The 16,891-nt window shown below is 67.9% G+C and carries 15 protein-coding genes; 5 read left to right on the forward strand and 10 right to left on the reverse strand.

Features of this window, described 5'->3' with window-relative positions; genetic code table 11:
* Positions 1–5: 5 nt before the first annotated feature.
* From J5J86_RS02175 to J5J86_RS02185, 3 genes are all read left to right on the forward strand, one after another.
* A complete protein-coding gene (locus J5J86_RS02175) occupies positions 6–1,115 on the forward strand; it encodes a site-2 protease family protein (protein WP_209103261.1) in 1,110 nt (369 codons plus the stop codon).
* 149 nt (positions 1,116–1,264) lie between these two features.
* Complete coding sequence (locus tag J5J86_RS02180) at positions 1,265–2,911, forward strand: sensor domain-containing diguanylate cyclase (RefSeq protein WP_209103262.1); 1,647 nt, start codon at positions 1,265–1,267, stop codon at positions 2,909–2,911.
* Positions 2,912–2,922: 11 nt separating this feature from the next.
* On the forward strand, positions 2,923–3,696 hold the full coding sequence (locus J5J86_RS02185) for an SOS response-associated peptidase (RefSeq protein WP_209103263.1): 774 nt from the start codon (positions 2,923–2,925) through the stop codon (positions 3,694–3,696).
* A gap of 5 nt (positions 3,697–3,701) precedes the next feature.
* Here the strand turns inward: J5J86_RS02185 and J5J86_RS02190 are convergent, their stop codons facing one another.
* The 7 genes from J5J86_RS02190 to J5J86_RS02220 form a co-directional block, all read right to left on the reverse strand.
* Complete coding sequence (locus J5J86_RS02190; protein ID WP_274706662.1) at positions 3,702–4,364, reverse strand: MBL fold metallo-hydrolase; 663 nt, start codon at positions 4,362–4,364, stop codon at positions 3,702–3,704.
* A gap of 113 nt (positions 4,365–4,477) precedes the next feature.
* Positions 4,478–5,512, reverse strand: a complete 1,035-nt coding sequence (locus tag J5J86_RS02195; protein WP_209103264.1) for a class I SAM-dependent methyltransferase — start codon at positions 5,510–5,512, stop codon at positions 4,478–4,480.
* Between the two features lie 148 nt (positions 5,513–5,660).
* On the reverse strand, positions 5,661–6,650 hold the full coding sequence (locus tag J5J86_RS02200; protein WP_209103265.1) for a hypothetical protein: 990 nt from the start codon (positions 6,648–6,650) through the stop codon (positions 5,661–5,663).
* Positions 6,651–6,669: 19 nt separating this feature from the next.
* Positions 6,670–7,506, reverse strand: a complete 837-nt coding sequence (locus tag J5J86_RS02205) for an alpha/beta hydrolase (RefSeq protein ID WP_209103266.1) — start codon at positions 7,504–7,506, stop codon at positions 6,670–6,672.
* Positions 7,507–7,690: 184 nt separating this feature from the next.
* A complete protein-coding gene (locus tag J5J86_RS02210; protein ID WP_209103267.1) occupies positions 7,691–9,028 on the reverse strand; it encodes a DUF3422 family protein in 1,338 nt (445 codons plus the stop codon).
* Positions 9,029–9,127: 99 nt separating this feature from the next.
* Positions 9,128–9,742: a histidine phosphatase family protein gene (locus J5J86_RS02215; RefSeq protein WP_209103268.1), complete on the reverse strand. Its 615-nt coding sequence runs from the start codon at positions 9,740–9,742 to the stop codon at positions 9,128–9,130.
* Between the two features lie 109 nt (positions 9,743–9,851).
* Positions 9,852–10,160: a hypothetical protein gene (locus tag J5J86_RS02220; RefSeq protein WP_209103269.1), complete on the reverse strand. Its 309-nt coding sequence runs from the start codon at positions 10,158–10,160 to the stop codon at positions 9,852–9,854.
* Positions 10,161–10,597: 437 nt separating this feature from the next.
* Here J5J86_RS02220 and J5J86_RS02225 point away from each other — a divergent pair, with 437 nt between their 5' ends.
* Positions 10,598–11,857 carry a hypothetical protein gene (locus tag J5J86_RS02225; protein WP_209103270.1) on the forward strand — a complete coding sequence of 420 codons (1,260 nt, stop codon included), beginning with the start codon at positions 10,598–10,600 and terminating at the stop codon, positions 11,855–11,857.
* 95 nt (positions 11,858–11,952) lie between these two features.
* On the opposite strand, the gene J5J86_RS02230 is transcribed toward J5J86_RS02225, so the two are convergent.
* Together J5J86_RS02230 and J5J86_RS02235 are read right to left on the reverse strand one after the other, a co-directional pair.
* The gene (locus J5J86_RS02230; protein WP_209103271.1) at positions 11,953–14,541 is read right to left on the reverse strand and encodes an ABC transporter permease; all 2,589 of its coding nucleotides are present in this window, start codon (positions 14,539–14,541) and stop codon (positions 11,953–11,955) included.
* Positions 14,538–15,242, reverse strand: coding sequence for an ABC transporter ATP-binding protein (locus J5J86_RS02235; protein ID WP_209103272.1), 705 nt, complete (start codon positions 15,240–15,242; stop codon positions 14,538–14,540). Before J5J86_RS02235 ends, J5J86_RS02230 begins: the two co-directional genes overlap by 4 nt.
* 145 nt (positions 15,243–15,387) lie before the next feature.
* Here J5J86_RS02235 and J5J86_RS02240 point away from each other — a divergent pair, with 145 nt between their 5' ends.
* Positions 15,388–16,005: an arylesterase gene (locus J5J86_RS02240; RefSeq protein WP_247657916.1), complete on the forward strand. Its 618-nt coding sequence runs from the start codon at positions 15,388–15,390 to the stop codon at positions 16,003–16,005.
* On the opposite strand, the gene J5J86_RS02245 is transcribed toward J5J86_RS02240, so the two are convergent.
* The gene (locus tag J5J86_RS02245) at positions 15,999–16,844 is read right to left on the reverse strand and encodes a hypothetical protein (RefSeq protein WP_209103273.1); all 846 of its coding nucleotides are present in this window, start codon (positions 16,842–16,844) and stop codon (positions 15,999–16,001) included. The genes J5J86_RS02240 and J5J86_RS02245 overlap by 7 nt on opposite strands.
* Positions 16,845–16,891 lie beyond the last annotated feature (47 nt).

The following is a 16,891-nucleotide window of genomic DNA, read 5'->3' on the forward strand; positions in this document are numbered from 1 at the left end:
TTGGCATGCCCTGGTCGCTCACCCTCGGACGCTTTGGCGGCACCGCCGTTCGCATCCACGTCACCTTCCTGCTCTTCCTGGTGTGGATCTGGGCGGCCTATTACCGGCAGGGTGGGGCGCAGGCTGCGTGGGACGGCGTGATTTTCGTGGCGCTCCTGTTCCTGTGCGTGCTGCTGCACGAATTCGGCCACGTCTTCGCGGCCCGGCGCTACGGCGTGAAGACGCCGGACATCACGCTCTGGCCCTTCGGCGGCATCGCCAGCCTGGAGCGCATGCCCGAAAAGCCTTCCGAGGAACTGGTGGTCGCCATAGCGGGGCCGGCGGTGAACGTGGTGATTGCGCTGGTGCTCATCCTGGTTCTGGGCGCCACCACCAATCCCGACGAACTGATGAAGATTGAGGATCCCGCCACCTCCATGCTGGCCAAGCTCGCGGGCGCCAACATCTTCCTGGTCTTGTTCAACCTCATCCCCGCCTTCCCCATGGATGGCGGACGGGTGCTGCGGGCGCTCCTCGCCATGCGGATGGGCTTTGCCCGGGCCACCTCCGCCGCCGCCAGCATCGGCCAGGCGCTGGCGGTGGCGCTCGGCCTCATCGGCATCTTCACCAACCCCATGCTGATGATCATCGGCGTCTTCGTGTTCCTGGCGGCCTCCGGCGAGGCGGGACAGGTGCAATTGAAGGAAGCCTCGCGCGGGCTCATCGTCTCCGATGCCATGATCACCCATTTCGAGACGCTGGGCCCGCAGGCCACCGTCGACGACGCGGTGGAAGAGCTCATCCGCACCACCCAGAAGGAGTTCCCCGTGGTGGACGGCTCCGGGCGCCTGCGCGGCCTTCTCACCCGGGACGCCATGATCCGCGCCCTGAAGGACCCGGGACCCGCGACCGCCGTGATCGAGGTGATGCAGGCCGACATTCCCACCGTGGATGCCCGTGCCCGCCTGGATGCGGCCCTTACTCTCATCACCCAGTCGCGCGCGCCGGCCATCGGGGTCACTGACACGGGTGGCCGGCTGGTCGGCCTTCTCACCCCCGAGAATGTGGGCGAGCTGATGGTGGTGCACGCCTCGCGCCCCGCAAGGCCCACGACACCCTGGGGGCGCAAGGTGTGAAAGGTTCGCCACCGATGCCGTTGACGGGCGGTCGGCGAGCCCCCACGGTCGTGAACTGAGGGAAACGTCAACCCGACCGCGCGGGGAGCGGGCATACTTTGCTGGATGGCTTCAAGAATCGCGTCCGCCGGGTGCAAGATCGCATGCCCATGGCGCAGCAGATCAGCCTGGTGGTCGCCCTCATCTGCCTGGTCGGGCTTTCCGGCCTTGCCATCTTTTCGGCCCGCGTCAGCCGTCAGGAGATGAGCGGCCATGTGCGCGCCGACATGGCGCGGGTGGCGGCCTCCCTGTCGGGGCAACTGGAGCGCGACCTGAGCGAACGTCTTTCCGACATCCGGCAATTGGCGGACATGCAGCCCTTGATGCCGGCATGGGAGTCGGGCGTCAGCTCCATGCGGTCCGTGCTGAGCCAACTCCAGAGGATGATGCCCGTCTATGCCTGGATCGGCTTTGCCCGCCCCAACGGGGTTGTCGTGGCGGCCTCTCAGGGGCTGCTGGAGGGGGAGAATGTCGACCATCGCCCTTGGTTCAGGAATGGTGTGAAAGGCGAGTTCGTCGGCGATGTGAACGTGGCACCGGCCCTGGAGCGGCTGCTGCCGCCGCGTCCCGACGGCACGCCGCATCGCTTCGTCGATGTCTCCTTTCCTGTCTATTCGCCCGATGACCGCCTGCTCGGGGTCATCGGGGCGCACCTGTCCTTCTCTTGGGCGGATGCGGCACGCCGGCGAGCGCTCGATGACGCGCCCGGTCTCGAAATCTGGATCCTGGGCGCGGACGGCACCATCCTGTCCGGCCGGGACACCGGCCCCTCCCCCTATGGGGCGGAGCAGATGGCACGCTTCCGGTCGGCAAACAATGGCACCCTTGAAGAAAATGACGGCGACGCCAGCATCCTGACGGGCTTTGCGCGCATCGACAGCCAGCCGCAGATTGCCGCGCTGGGCTGGGTGGTGGTGGCACGCCAGGATGCCGCCGAAGCCTTCGGCGGCGCGAACCGGATCGCGGCCTCGATTCTGGGCATCGGGGCGCTGGTGCTGCTGGTCAGCATCGCGCTCGCACTCGCGCTCACCCGGGTCCTCTCGCGCCCTCTCCAGCAGCTCACCCTCGCAGCCCAAGCCATCGGCCGCGATCCCGCTATGACCATGCTGCCCAGGGTGAGCGGGAGCCTCGACGTGCTGCATCTGTCGGGCGCACTGCGCGCCCTGCTGCGCCGTCTCGATATCGCCGAGCATCGCTTCCTGACCACACAGCAGGCGCACAAGGAGGAGGTGGAGGCGCTGCGGCAGTTGGCGGATACTGATCCCCTCACAGGGCTCCTGAACCGCCGCTCGTTCCTGTCCATGGCAGAGGGGGCCCTCCAGGGCACCCGCAGCACCGACAGCCTCGGCATCCTCATGGCGGACATCGACCACTTCAAGGCGGTGAACGACACCTACGGGCACGCGGCCGGCGACGCGGTCATCCGCTATGTGGCCGCCACCATCGGCGCCAATCTGCGCGTGCAGGATCGGGTGGCACGGTTCGGAGGCGAGGAGTTCGTCGCCCTGCTGATGAATGTGGACGAGGCCGGCACCCTCGCTCTGGCCGAGCGCATCCGCGTCGGCATCAATGCCCAGGCGGTCACTTTCGAGGGACAGGACATAAGGGTGTCCGTCTCCATCGGGGTGGCCATCGCCGACCTCTCCGACAGGGATCTTGATGCCATCATCGAACGGGCGGACTTTGCCCTGTATGATGCCAAGACATCGGGCCGGAACAAGGTGGCGCTCGCGAAGCGCCCCAACCGCGCCGCCTGAGGAGGCGCGCCATGTGCAATCTCTACAGCGAGGTGAAGGGCCAGGCGGCGATCCTCGCCTGGAGCCGCGCCATGCGGGATGCAACGGGTAATCTGCCGCCCCATTCCGCCATCTTTCCGGACCAGATGGCGCCCGTGGTCTGGACCGCACCGGATGGCGTGAGGGAACTCACGCGCATGCGCTGGGGCTTTCCCCCAGCGCCCGGCCTCGGCACGCGTCCGGTGACCAATGCCCGCAACCTTGTCAGTCGCTATTGGATGCCCTGGACCAAGCCGGAGCGGCGCTGCCTCGTGCCGGCGACCAGCTTCTGCGAATATGATGAACGGGCCGGCGAGGGGAACATGAAGGGGCCCACGAAGCGGCCCATTTGGTTCGCGCTCGATCCGTCGCGGCCCCTCTTCGCCTTTGCCGGCCTCTGGCGGCCCTGGACCGGGGCGCGAGGCCCGAAAGCCGCCCCCGAGGAGGGCGAGCACCAGCTCTTCGCCTTCGCGACTTGCCCTCCCAATGCCGAGGTGGCGCCCATCCATCCCAAGGCCATGCCAGTCTTGCTCACAACGCCGGAGGAGCTGGAGGTCTGGCTGCGCGCGCCATGGGACGAGGCGCGCCACCTGCAGCGCCCGCTGACCGACGGGGCGCTCCAGATCGTCGCGGACGGCAAGCGCGAAGACGGCCTCGACGCGGCGGAGACTCAGCCCTCAGCCTACACGGGCCCAGCTCAGAAGGCGGTCGCCCCTGCGCCCTCCCCTGTCGCGGCGAAGCCCAGGCAGCTCGGTTTCGACCTTTAGGCGACCTATTCCGCGATAAAGGGGTTGGTGGCCCGCTCGTCGCCAATGGAGGTCACAGGCCCATGGCCCGGCAGGCACACCATGCTGTCCCCCAGCGGCAGCAGTTTCTCCCGGATGCCCTGGATCAGCAGGTCATGGTCGCCATAGGGGAAATCCGTCCGTCCCACGGAGCCGCGGAATAGCGTATCGCCGACAATGGCCACCGACGTGGGCTTGTGGACGAACACCACATGGCCAGGCGTGTGGCCGGGCACCTGAAGCACGTCCAGCACCAAATCGCCCACCTGAACCGTATCGCCCTCGGACAGATAGAAGTCCGGCGTCACTGGCCTCGCATCCGGCAGGCCGAAGCGCGCGGCCGAGGCCGGAAGGTCGTCCATCAGGAACTGGTCGGCGGCATTGGGGCCGACAACGGGCACCCCCAGGCTCTCCGCGAGCGCCGCCGCGCCCGCTGCATGGTCCACATGGCCATGGGTCAGGAGGATCTTCTCCACCGTGATGCCGGTTTCCGCCAGCGCAGAGCGGATGCGGTCGAGGTCACCGCCCGGATCGATCACCGCGCCGCGACCGGTGGCGGCGCACCACAGGATGGAACAGTTCTGCTGAAATGGCGTCACCGGGACGATGGCGATCTGGATCGGCGGCTTTTCGGAAGACGAGGAGGGCATGGCAAATCCGCAGCTTCGCCCGGCATGCGCCGGGATCTCATCCTTGCGCATAGAGCCTCGCGGTCCCGGGTTCAACCGAGGCCGGGCCGACGGCGGAAATGAGTGCGGACGCCCTATCTGGCCTTGCGGATGATGAGGCCGAAGCAGGTGGAAGCGAAGCCGTCAATCATCAGCTTGAGATGCTGGGGTGCCTCCCGCCAGGAGGGCACGCTCGCCGGCAGGTCGTCCGCATAGGGCGGGACGTCGATGAACCGGTCGAGCCGCCCGGCGCCCACATCAAAGTCCAGCGGCGCAACCTCATGTCCTTTGGCCACAAGGCGCGCCGCCAGATCCTTGAAATGCCGGCGCTGGAAAAGGACGGTCGGCCAGTTGTCGATGGTGGCGTCGTCGCGCAGGAAGTTGAATTCGGTGGTGTGCACCGCAATCCCGCCCGGCTTCAACGTATCAAGCGAGGCTTCGATGAAAGCCAGACCGTTGGCGATGGAGCCGAGATGCTCCAGGGCGCAGATGGACCAGCAGAAGTCGAAGCCGCGCAAGGCGCGGTCGATGGCGTTCATGTCCACAAACTTCAGGTGCACCATGCGTTCGAAGGTGTCACGGTCCACCAGATGGGGCTTGAAGGCGTGGTCGAGGGTGCTGGCATGCTGGGTGGTGGTGATCCAGCCCCGAGCCAGAGCCTCGGCCGGGTCGAGGTCGGTCACAGTGACATCGATGCCCAGCGCAGCCATGGCGCTCGGCAGCGGCTCCTGGCCGCAGCCGAAGCCCAGCCCCCGCGCACCGGCCACCAGCGCTCCGCGCTCGCAGAGCGCCTGCATCACATAGCACAGCTCCCAGACCTTGCGATGATAGAGCGGCGCCATGCCGAGGCGGGCGCTCCAATAGGACACCCAGGGTGCCTCAATGTCCGCCTGCGTGGAGGGCTTGCTGCACAGGCCAACGACGCCGGGCTCATCGGGTGCAGCACCCGCGCGCGCCTCGTAAAGCTCACGGGCCAGCTCATAGCCAAAGAACTTCACGTTGAGTTTGATGGCCTCGATGTCCTTGGCCAGCGCCCACAGGCGATTGATGTTCGGGGTGGCATCCGCCCGCACCAGATCGAGAAGCACATTCAGATTGGCTTCGGTGTCGGCGGACTTGGAGAAAGGCATGTGTGCCCACTTTCTGCCGGGTCTCATGTGCACGGCGTCCGGCAGGCGAAGCAGGAGCGCCAAGGCGGGCGACGGTATTCAGAACCGTCCTGTCGCGATCACTCTAGTGTTGGCCTGCCCGTAGGGGAAGCGCACCCGCGCTCTTTCCTCATGGGCCTGCACGGAAGCCGATTTCCCCTCTCACGGCGTCGAACAGTACCTGAAAATGGCGAAAGACAAGGCCTCCCGAATTGAAGCCCTTCACGCTGCCATGGGGCGGAGCGTAACGATAGCGGTTCGTCCACACTTGCCGCCCGGCCTTTATGGTCAGCTCCATGACGCCCTCGACGCGCGTACGCACCAGCGCCCCGCGCGGCACAGCACTGTGCAGCCAGGCAGCCGGCAGGTCCGGCGTCTGGAAACTGCCGCTCCCCGCACCGGTGTCGAAGACGGTCGCAAAGCAGCCCTCCGGGCCGCCATCGACGGAGAAGCAGGTGCGAATGGACTTGGTATTCCAGGCCTTCAACCCCGCTGGCTGGCCCCCCTGCGCCGGCGCGAAGGCGGCCCGCTTGAAGCTGGCACTGTTCTCGGCCGTCAGCCCCACCACCAGATGCGGCTGCACGCCGGGATCGGCCTTGTCGTCGGCGACGACGATGAAGCCGGAGCCAAGGTTCCCAGGTAGCTGCGCCAGCGGATTGAAGACCGGCAGCGGACTGTAGGCCACCCCCATCACACCCATCTGCTGCGGTGCCCAGCCGGGGCAGCGCGGCACTTCCGGCTTGCAGGTAATGGACTTGACCACATGCACTGCGATCGGCGCGGACGTGGCGACGTCCGGCTGTGCCCCGGGAAACCCCACCCGCGCATAGCCCAGAACGCCGGTCAGCACATTGCCGCTGGAGTAGGAATAGGTGAGCGGGACGTTGGTGAGCTCCACTTGCTGCCCCAGAGCCTCGGCGCGCATGCGCAGGCCCGTGGAACCGGTATCGAGCAGCACGCCCCCTGGCGCCCCGCCCCCCACCGAGACGGCGATGAAATTGGCAAAGCCGCTTTCGCCGGGCCGCGCCAGCAGCGGAATGACCGCGCTGTCCGGCGGCACCGCTTCGCTCGCCCATCCGCCGCCCGCCGTGAGCAGGGCGGCAAACACCGCCGCTCCCATGGCCCGGCCCTGGCGCCGTTCAGGCCCGGGCCGCGGCATCGCGGGCCATGTCCGCGAGGCAGGCCACGAGAGGCGTGCCGGTATCGGCCAGTTGCTCCACCACGGTGAAATGATTGGTGCCCTCCACCGCATGGGCGGCGGTCACGACGCCCTGCGCGGCCCAGGCGGCGGCGAGATCGCGGCCTTGGCGCAGGAATTCTGCGCTCTCAAGTCCGCCAGTGAAGGTCTCGAAGTGCCGGCCTTGCGGCACCTCCCACAAGGCCGGGGACAGGCGGCGGGCCTCGTCGGCGGTCAGGTGCAGGCGGTCATTCATACTGGTCTGGACCAGCGGCTCCACCTCATACACGCCGGAAATCCCTGCGCCGGCCGGGACGATGTCGTCCGGTCCACGGGGGTCGAGATCTTTCCAGCGCGTGGCCGTCAGGCAGGCCGCCAGATGACCCCCCGCCGAATGGCCGGTGACGGCGAAGCGGCGGCGGATGCGGTGGTAGAGACACACAGCCGCACCGCGCAGCTGGCTCACGATGGTATCGAGCGGCACGTCGGGCGCGAGGTCGTAGCCCGCCAGCGCCACGCCCACGCCATTCTTCAGCAGCCCTTCGGCGGCGAAGGTCAGGTCCCGCGGGTGCATATATTGCCAGTAGCCGCCATGGATCAGCAGCACCACCGGGGCGTCCCGCCCGGTCTCGGGCCAGACGATGTCGAGAATCTGCCGCGCGGTGGGTCCGTAGGGGATGCCGAGGTCCGCCGCTACCGCCGCGCCGCGCAGCCGCGCGGAACGCCCTTGCCAGTCGGCGAAGATGTCCGCCCAGTTCGGGACCCGGGCGCGATTGTTGTATTCGACTTCAAAGTCCAAGGCTTGTTCTCCTCGACACGGCGCCAACCGGGAGCGCGTTCAGCGACCGATCCGGAACCGTTCGTGCTTCAGATATCGCCCGCAGGGGCGGACGGGTCGAATGCGATTTCAAGCGTGGACGCCACCGGACCGCCATCGCGGGCACCTCCCTCGCGGCGGCGGTAGCCATCATCGCGCTGCCACCTCAGTCGTGGTCGCCGTGGGCGCGTCGGATGCGTCGCACCACGTTCCAGACGAACAGCACGGCGACGGGGACAGCCAAGGCCGTCACGAAGCCGGGATTGAGGGCAAAGCCCAGGTCATGGTCGATGCCGCTCTGGTGAATGCCCTCCGCCGTCAGATGGACGAGACTTGCCACATAATAGCTGATGGCCGCCACCGACAGCCCCTCTACTGTACGCTGGAGACGCAGTTGCAATCGGGTGCGCTCGTTCATGGAGGCGAGCAGATCGCGGTTTTGCTGCTCCACTTCCACGTTCACGCGGGTGCGCAGCAGGTCAGCGGCACGGGCGAGCTTGGCGGAGATATCGGCCTGGCGCGCTTCCACCGCGGCACAGGTGCGCATGGCTGGTGCCATCCGCCGGTCAAGGAATTGCTGCCAGGTGGGAAAGCCGGGGATCGGCTGCTCCCGAACTGTCGCCAGGCGCAGCTTCACGATGTCATGGTAGGCACGGCTGGCGCCGAACCGGAACAGCGAAGCCGTAGCGCCGGCCTCCAGCTCAGCGGCGAGCACCACCAGTTCATCCAGCATGCGCGCATTGCCCGCCAATCCCTCGGAATGGCGCATCTCCCCTGTCATGCGGGCGAGCTGCGCCTCAATGCGGGTGATGTCCGGGCCAAGCCGCTGCGCCTCTGGCAGGCCCAGCAAGGCGAGCAGCCGGTAGGTCTCGATCTCGAGCACGCGCTGCACAAGCGCACCGGCCGCCTCGGTTCCAAGGCCCCGGTCCCGCACCAGGATGCGGACGAAGCCAGAGGGATCGGGCTTGAAGTCGGTGGCAATCTCGGCGGCCCCGTCCGTGACGTCCGAGCGGGCAAGGCTCGCGGGATCGAACACGGCTTCAAGATGAAAATCCTCGGCCGTATCGGTGACCAGGTGCAGGTCCACGGCCACCAGGAGGGGACCGGGCTGCGGGATCTGGGTCAGCGGGCTGGCGAGCGCCAGGGCGGAAGGCTGGAACGGCAGGAGGCCCGGCGCGAGCTCCGTGGAGGGCAGGTCCCAGGTATAAGTGGAGAACTCCGCATGGCTCTCCCACCGCAGGATTGCCCCGCCAAGTTCCACGCGGTGATGCTTGGCACCCGGCGCGGGACCGGCGACGCCGCGTTCGCCACAGAAGGCCTCCACTCCTTCCCGCGCCGCTTGGGGATGCGCGGGATCGGTGAGGAAGGCCACGTGAAGATAGCGCCGAGGGGTGGTGGCCGGAAAAAACGGGCGCGCATGCAACTCGGCGAGCACCGCCGACCTGAGCGGATGGGCTGCCATCGCCCGCCCTTCGCCGATGCCGAGATCCGCGGCCTCCGCCATGTCTTCCCCCCCCCGGTTTCTTCTCCCCTCTGAAGGGCTGACATGCGAAAGCCGGGCTGGCAAGCGCGGGGATCGGGCGGGGAAAAGATGTCGCGGCCGTCAGGACGGCTGAAGATGCGCCGTATCGTTGCAGCGGGAGAGACAAGCGTCCGTACCCGTCCATTCGATGACATTCAGGTTGCACGGATCCTGCTTGAACCGCCAATAGGCACTGAGCGGCAGCCCCAGCAGGTGGCACAGGAGCACCCGGTTGACGCTGTCATGGCCCACCAGGACGACACTCTCGCCGGCATGGCTGGCCAGAACGAAACGCAGCAGATCCGACGCCCGGACCAGCAGATCCTGGAGCGACTCTCCGCCCGGAAAGCGGACGAGATGGGGTGCGGTGCGCCAGAGTGCATAGGTCTCGGGATCTTCCGCCTGCGCGTCCTCGTGGGTCTTCCACTGCCAGGCGCCGTAATCGATGTCGCTGAGTTCCGGCCGCGAATGGGCCTCCACGCCGCATCGGGCGGCAATGGCAGCGCCGGTCGCAATGCAGCGGCCAAGGGTGCTCGTATAGACTGCCGTCGGGCGGAAGGCATGGGCGATGCGCGACGCGACCGCCTCGGCCTGCCGCTCGCCGGCGGGGGACAAGGCCACGTCCATGCGGCCGCGAAACCGCTCGGGGACAATGCCGGGCACCAGCCCGTGACGAGTAAGGATCAAGGTGGTCAAGGCGCCCTCCCGAACAAAGGATGAGCTTAACCTAGACCTTGAGAGTGACATTTGTCCCGGTGCCCGGTGCCCGGTGACCCGGCGGAGCGCCGGGTCACCGGGCGGGGGATCAGCGGGTTCGGGGCGAGGGGTCGTGAGCCGAACCGCCGTGGGGGTCGGTCGAGGGAAGGGTCTTGGGCTTGGCCTTTCCGGAGGAATAAGACGTGTTCTGGGGGATTCCCAGCACGCCCTTCACGCCACCGGTAACGCCGCCGGCCACCCCGCCCACGACGCCACCCACCGCGCCGCCAACGGGGCCGGCCACATCCTGGCCCGTGGCGGCCCCCTGCTGGGCGCCACGGACCACACCCTGAGCCGCCACCGGAGAAGCCGTGAGAGCAGCGATGCCAAGAGCGGCGAAAATCATGTGTGTCTTCATGACAAATCTCCCTTTCTGGCACCAGAACGGGACTACGCACCTCGAAGTTCCCACAGGACACGGCGTGCAGCCTTGCCCCCCGCGATGCGCTCGCTCACATTGGCGTCAACGGGATTCCCTCATGCCGCCCTTGATCATTGCCTGCCTCACTCTCGGCCTCCTGGCCCTCATGTCGCTGGTCGCAAACCGCCTGCCGGACGATCGCACCCGCCTGCCCATGCAGTGGTCTTTGCGAGCCGGCGTGACGTGGTCAGCGATCAGGCCGTTGGCCGTGAGCGCGACAGCCGTTCTTGCGGCCTTTGTCATTGGGGGCGCCGTAACGGCAGGCCTGCACCGCACAGAGGGGACAGGGATCCTCCCGGTGATGGCCGCCACGTTCCTGGGCGCTCATCTCCTCCATCTTGCGCTGGTACGGCGTCAGGGAAAGGCGGACTCGCATGGCCGATGACACCACCACTCCGCCGCCGAAGCGCCGTCGCCGTAAGGCCGCCCCCCTTCTGTTGCCGTTCGACGACACCTTGCCGGGCGAGGAATCGGGCATGGTGAGCGCGGCACATGCGCCTGCGGCCGAGCGCGAGACGGACATCCCCGGCCCGCCGGCAACGGCCCTTGTGCCGCCGGTATCCGAGAATGGCGGCGCGCCGGCTTCCCTGGCCGATGACACACAGGAAGCGATGCCCGCGCGCCCCGCTGCGAGCCGACGGCGCAAGCGGGCTGCTCCGGCAGCGGTCCCGCCGCAGCCAGCCGAGCCGGCAATGGCCGAAGGCACCGAGGGGCTGGAGAAAGCCGAGGCGACCGTTGCGGCACATGGATCGGCCGAACCGGCAATGCCTGAGACGCCTGATGATCTCGACACGCCTCCTTCTGCCTCGCCCCCTTCCGATTCGCCTCCTTCCGAGTCGCCTCCTGCCGAGTTGCCGGCTGCCGTGCGGGCGGCGGCGGCCCATGTGAGCCACGTTCCGATCGAGACCATCGCTGATGTCGAGCAGGACCACGCGTCCGCTACGGGAGCGACATGGCTCACTGACGGTGCCGCCGCAACGCCCGTAACCGACGCGGCCGATGGGCGCGAGACCGACGGAACGGAACGGCCTGCGGCTGATCCCGTGGCACGGGCTCCAGACGAGGCCATCGCCGTGGTCGCGCGCCCGGAGGTGGAGCCGGAGGAAGGCGATGGCTTCGCGACTGCGGTTCAGGCCCCCCCTCCAGGACCCGATTTCCTGCCGGTGTCACCGGTCCCGCCAGAGCTGTCCAATGCCGGCCACCCCGAAGGCAGCGGCGGGCCAGCCGAGGGGCAAAAGGGGGATCCGCCTCCTGCCGCCCCTTCCGCACCCGACAGCCCGACCGCAGAAGCGTTGCCGCCCCTGGTGACGGCAAGATCAACGGATGCCGCGCAGGAGACTGAGTCAATTCAATCGCGCACCGCGTCTGCCCTCGTCCCTGCACGCCAACCTTCATCGGCTCCCGCGCAGAAACCCGTCCAGCGTCCCCGCAAGGGCGTGCGGGTGGGCGGTGTCGCCATCGGCGCCGGTCAAGCCGGCGCACTGGCGCTCGGCGCGCTAGCCATTGGCGCCCTGGCCATCGGTGCCCTGGCCATCGGGCGCCTCGCCGTCGGCCGAGCGCGCGTGCGACGTCTGGAGGTGGACGAACTGGTGATCGGCACCATCGCAGACAAGGAGAAGACGCGCTACCGCTAGGCCGACGGTTGCCAGGCGAAGGTCACGCGCGACCCTCGCCCGTGATTCCTTGGAAAGCGGGACCGCCTTCGCGGTTTCCGCCGGCCGGATGCGCCTTACAGATGCCGCAGCACCCGCACCGGCGGTTCGCTGAGGGCACGCCAGGTCCCGATCAAGCCGAAGCCCAAGGTGAAGCCAAGGGCCACGGCGATCACCACGCCTGCCGCCACAGGCGAGAAGGTGAAGCCGATATTCATCACCTGCGTCGCCACACCATAGGCTGCGGCGCTGCCCGCGCCGATGGAAAACACGGCCGTGACCAGACCGAGCGCCGCATATTCCAAGGCGTAGGCGCACATGAGACGGGCGCGGGTGGCGCCCAGGGTCTTCAGAATGACGGCGTCATAGACCCGATGCTGGTGCCCCGCCGCGAGCGCCCCCGCGAGCACAAGGACGGAAGTGAGCAACGTCACGAGGCTGGCGATTCGGATCCCGAAGGCAATGTCGCCCACCATCTTATTGGCTTCGTCGAGCGCTTCCTTCACCCGGATCGTGGTGACGCCCGGAAACTGCGCCGCCATGGCCTTGAGCAGCGCCGTTTCCTGTGCCGTGCTCGACCCGTCGGGATAGGTGAGGGTCGCAAGCACCGTATAGGGCGCGCCGGCGAAAGTGGCCGGCGAGAAGACCATGACGAAATTGATGCCGAGCCGCTGCCAGTTCACGTCCCGCAAGTTGGCGATGCGGGCGGTGATGTCTCGGCCCAGCACATTGACGGTGACCGTGTCCCCGATGCCGAGACCGAGGCCGTTGGCCAGCTTGCGCTCGAACGAAACGAGAGGCTCCGTCTCGCTCTCCGGCCACCAGCCGCCCTCCACCAGCTTGGACCCCTCCGGCACCTCGTTGGAGAAGGAGATGCCGCGATCGCTCTGCAGCACCCAGGCCGCATCTGCGGAGGGCTTGACCTGTTCTACCGGCACATCCTTGAGGGCGGTGATCCGCCCCCGCAACATGGGGACGGAGCGATAGTTTGAACCGGGAGCCTGCGCCGCAAGGAAGGCCTTCACCGCCTCTTCCTCGGTGTTGGGCACGTCCACGAAGAAGAAGCTGGGCGCCTTTTCCGCAAGTGTGCCCGTGATTTCCGAGGTGAGGCTGCGGTCGATGAGGGCGATGGTGGTCAGCAGCGACAAGCCAAGTCCCAGCGACAGCACCACGGTGGGAGTGAGGGCGCCCGGACGGTGGATATTGGCCAAAGCGAGCCGCGCCATGGTGCTGCGCGGGCGCGGCAGGCGGCTTGCGACCGCCATGATGGCCAAGGCCACCAGCCGCAGCAGCGCGAAGACGCCGGCGGCGGCCCCGATGAAGATCAGCGCCGCCCGCTTGTCCTCGGCGCTCACCACCGCCAGCGCGGCGAGGGCGAGGATGGTCGCCGCGCACGCCAGCATGTAGAGGCGCGGCGGCCGGCGCCGGCCGGCGCCCAGCACATCGCGGAAGAGCACCGAGACCGGCGCTTCCTGCGCCCGCGCCAGGGGCCAGAGCGTGAAGGCGAGCGTGACGAGAGCGCCATAGAGCGCCGCAAGCAGCAGCGCCAGCGGGTCGAGCTTGGGGGCGAGGGGAAAGGGAATGAAGCCGGAAATGGCGGCGCTGGCCGCGAAGGGCAAGGCGGCGCCGAGAATCAGCCCGCCGCCAATGCCAATGGCCGCAAGCGCCGACACCTGCGCGAAATAGGTGGCGAAGATGACGCCTCGGCTGGCCCCCATGGCCTTGAGTGTGGCAATGGAGGCCCGCTTTGTGGCCAGATGGCTGGACACCGCATTAGCCACGCCCACGCCCCCCACCAGCAAGGCGGTGAGGCCCACCAGGGTGAGATACTGGGCGATGCGCCGCACATTGCGTTCAAGCTGGGGGGACGCCGCATCGCGCGTGCGCACCTCGAACCCGGCTTCGGGCACCTCCTTTTTCACAAGGTCGACGAAAGCCGCAAGGGCGGACGGAGCCGCATCATCCAGCTTCACCCGATAGGTCCAGCGCACCAGGCTGCCGGGCTGTATGAGATGGCTGGCCTCAAGGCCTGCCAGGGAAGTCATGAGGCGGGGGCCGAACCCCACGCCTGACGAAAGCCGGTCAGGCTCGTCGGCGATGACGCCGCGGATCTCCACCTCCGCCTCGCCCACCTTCAGCCGGTCGCCGGGCTTCAGGTCGAGTCGGGCCATGAGGGTCTCGTCCGCGAGAGCGCCAGCAATTCCGTTTCGCACCGCCAGCAGATCCGAAAGAGAGGCGGCGGGCACCGTCTCAAGGATGCCGAAGAGCGGATAGGCGGCGTCCACGGCCTTCAGTTCCACCAGCGTCGCTTCACCCGAAGGCGCACGCGCCATGGCGCGGAGCGAGGCGATGCGCGCCACCTCTCCGGCGGAGCCCAGGACGGCCAGCTCTTGCGGCGAGGCTTCCCGTTGCACCAGGGCGAAGGAGGCATCGCCGCCCAGGATGGCCTGGCCCTGCCCCGCCAGCCCCTCGGTGAGGGCGCGGGCGAAGGAGCCGATGCCGGCAATGGCCATGACGCCCAGCACCAGACAGGCGAGGAAGACGCCAAATCCCCGACGGGCACCGCGCAATTCGCGCGCGGCAAGGCGCAGCGGCACGGGAAGGGCGGCGCGGCGCGCAGGGCCTACAGGCTGCGATATGGGAGGACGGGGTGCGGGCGCGTTCATGCGGGCACGCGCGCCTGATCCGCCTCGATATGGCCCGACCGCAGCCGCACCACCCGGCTGCAGCGGGTGGCGAGGGCAGGATCATGGGTCACGAGCACCAAGGTGGTGCCGCGTACCCGGTGGGCCGCGAAGAGGAGATCCATGATCTGCCGGCCGGTGGCCTCATCGAGATTGCCCGTCGGCTCGTCCGCCACCAGCAAGGCGGGCTGGGGCGCCAGCGCCCGGGCGACCGCCACGCGCTGCTGTTCGCCGCCGGACAACTGAGAGGGGTAATGGGCCAGACGGCCTCCGAGGCCCACCGCCTCCAACTCCGTGGCGGCCCGTGCAAAGGCGTCCGGCCGGCCAGCCAGTTCCAGCGGCACCGCCACATTCTCGATGGCGGTCATGGTGGGGATGAGATGGAAGGACTGGAACACGATCCCCACATGCCCGCCACGGAACCTCGCCAGGCGATCCTCGTTGAGGCCCACCAGTTCGGTTCCCGCCACGCGGACGGACCCCCGGTCGGCCCGCTCAAGCCCGGCCATCACCATGAGGAGCGTCGACTTGCCGGAGCCGGACGGCCCCACCAGACCCACGGTTTCGCCGGCTTCTATGGTCAGTGATAGATCCTTGAGAACATGAACCCGCGCGGCCCCCTCCCCCAGCGACAGATCGACGTTGCGCAAGGCGATGGCGGGCGGAGAAGAAAGGCTATCCATGAGGTCCTTACGCTTTGCGGTGCTGCCCGGATCGTCGCAGACGACCGGGCGCGTCAACTGGATGCACCGCGCGCTTCACCGGTGCGCCGCGCACATTCGGGCATATGGCCCGTCCATTTCGTCACGGAAAGGGTTGATCCTGGCCATGGCTGCGTTCACGTTCGCGTCAATTGCCACCGCCGAAGCCCGAACCCTGCGGGTGGTCGCCCTCGGCGACAGCCTCACGGCCGGCTTCGGCCTGCCCAAATCCGACAGCTTCGCCTCCAAGCTGGAAGTGGCCCTGAAAGCCAAGGGTTATGACGTGGCCATCATCAATGCGGGCGTCTCAGGAGACACCACCTCGGGCGGGCTGGCGCGGCTCGACTGGAGTGTGCCCAAGGACGCCGACGCGGTGATCTTGGAGCTGGGTGCCAATGACATGCTCCGGGGCACGGACCCGGAGGTGACCCGCAAGGCGCTCTCCGAGATCCTCTCCCGCCTCCAGAAGCGCGGCCTGCCGGTCCTGCTCGCCGGCATGCGGGCGGCGCCCAACCTGGGAGCAGACTATCAGGCACGGTTCGACCGCGTCTTCCCCGACCTCGCCCGCACCTTTCCCGTCATCTACTACCCCTTCTTCCTGGACGGCGTGGCCGGCGACCGCAGCCTGAACCAGCCGGACGGGCTCCACCCCACGGCGGCGGGCGTCGACCGGATCGTCGCAGCCATCCTGCCCGACGTAGAAAGGCTGCTTGCCCGGGCCAAGGAAAAGTCGGCCGCTCAATAGCGCACCAGCGCCCCCAGGACGATGCCATTCTCCTGGGGGGCGTTGCGGGCATAATAGGTGGAGACGAGGGCAGCCATGAGCGAGACGTTCGCGCTGAACTCATACATGCCGCCGAGCTGGAGCTTGTAATACGCATAGGAGACACCGAACACCGGCCCGTCTCCGGCCCCTTCCGAGATCACGTTGAAGGATTGAACCAGGGCGAGCCATCGCGGCGCCACCCGGACGCCCAGGGTGGCGTCGCAGCGGAACTCGTTCGGCGGGTCACCGTAGCGCTGGCGCTGGGCCACCTCCAGGTCGAGGAAGCTCTCGTAGCCCCACAGCTGAAACGACAGCCCCGCCAGGAGGCGCAGGTCCAGCTCCCCGTTCACATAGCCGATCACGGCCTCGCCTTCGGAGGGCTTGGCGCCGGGAATGCGCGCCACCACCTGGGCCGAGACGACCAAATCCTGCCCGCTGACGCGCCCCTCCCCGAGCCGCACCCTGAGGCCCACATCGGTATAGCCGGGCCCGAAATAGGACTGGTCCGTTGGCGCCCCCACGGAGATGCGGACAACCTCCGGCGCAACCATCAAGGTAAGCCAGTCGGCGACCCCATATTCGAGGAAGAGTTGAGTCGTGACCTTGTCATAGGTCTGGGCGGCGAACAGGCTGGAGGCGCCGTCGAAGGCATGATCGGACCAGGTGGCGGTGGTCTGGAGGAAAGCGGTCCCCTCCGATTCCCGCAAGGTCCAGGCGCCACCGAAGGCCGGCGCGAGGGACGCAAAAAGCCATCCCGCCGCCGCGCACAGCGCCGCGCAGGCTGAGGCCAGAAGACGACGCCCCTGACTGCGCCGCATGCCTTTCCACCAGAGAGGGCAATCCCCACCTCCACATCATGCCATAA

This window comes from Aquabacter sp. L1I39 (assembly GCF_017742835.1).
Lineage (GTDB): Bacteria > Pseudomonadota > Alphaproteobacteria > Rhizobiales > Xanthobacteraceae > L1I39.

Excerpts from the sequence above, each read along its gene's own strand:
- J5J86_RS02175 (WP_209103261.1), top strand. The coding sequence starts at position 6 with ATGCCCTGGTCGCTCACCCTCGGACGCTTTGGCGGCACCGCCGTTCGC.
- J5J86_RS02180 (WP_209103262.1), top strand. The coding sequence starts at position 1,265 with ATGGCGCAGCAGATCAGCCTGGTGGTCGCCCTCATCTGCCTGGTCGGG.
- J5J86_RS02185 (WP_209103263.1), top strand. The coding sequence starts at position 2,923 with ATGTGCAATCTCTACAGCGAGGTGAAGGGCCAGGCGGCGATCCTCGCC.
- J5J86_RS02190 (WP_274706662.1), bottom strand. The coding sequence starts at position 4,364 with ATGCCCTCCTCGTCTTCCGAAAAGCCGCCGATCCAGATCGCCATCGTC.
- J5J86_RS02195 (WP_209103264.1), bottom strand. The coding sequence starts at position 5,512 with ATGCCTTTCTCCAAGTCCGCCGACACCGAAGCCAATCTGAATGTGCTT.
- J5J86_RS02200 (WP_209103265.1), bottom strand. The coding sequence starts at position 6,650 with ATGGGAGCGGCGGTGTTTGCCGCCCTGCTCACGGCGGGCGGCGGATGG.
- J5J86_RS02210 (WP_209103267.1), bottom strand. The coding sequence starts at position 9,028 with ATGGCGGAGGCCGCGGATCTCGGCATCGGCGAAGGGCGGGCGATGGCA.
- J5J86_RS02220 (WP_209103269.1), bottom strand. The coding sequence starts at position 10,160 with ATGAAGACACACATGATTTTCGCCGCTCTTGGCATCGCTGCTCTCACG.
- J5J86_RS02225 (WP_209103270.1), top strand. The coding sequence starts at position 10,598 with ATGGCCGATGACACCACCACTCCGCCGCCGAAGCGCCGTCGCCGTAAG.
- J5J86_RS02230 (WP_209103271.1), bottom strand. The coding sequence starts at position 14,541 with ATGAACGCGCCCGCACCCCGTCCTCCCATATCGCAGCCTGTAGGCCCT.
- J5J86_RS02235 (WP_209103272.1), bottom strand. The coding sequence starts at position 15,242 with ATGGATAGCCTTTCTTCTCCGCCCGCCATCGCCTTGCGCAACGTCGAT.
- J5J86_RS02240 (WP_247657916.1), top strand. The coding sequence starts at position 15,388 with ATGGCTGCGTTCACGTTCGCGTCAATTGCCACCGCCGAAGCCCGAACC.
- J5J86_RS02245 (WP_209103273.1), bottom strand. The coding sequence starts at position 16,844 with ATGCGGCGCAGTCAGGGGCGTCGTCTTCTGGCCTCAGCCTGCGCGGCG.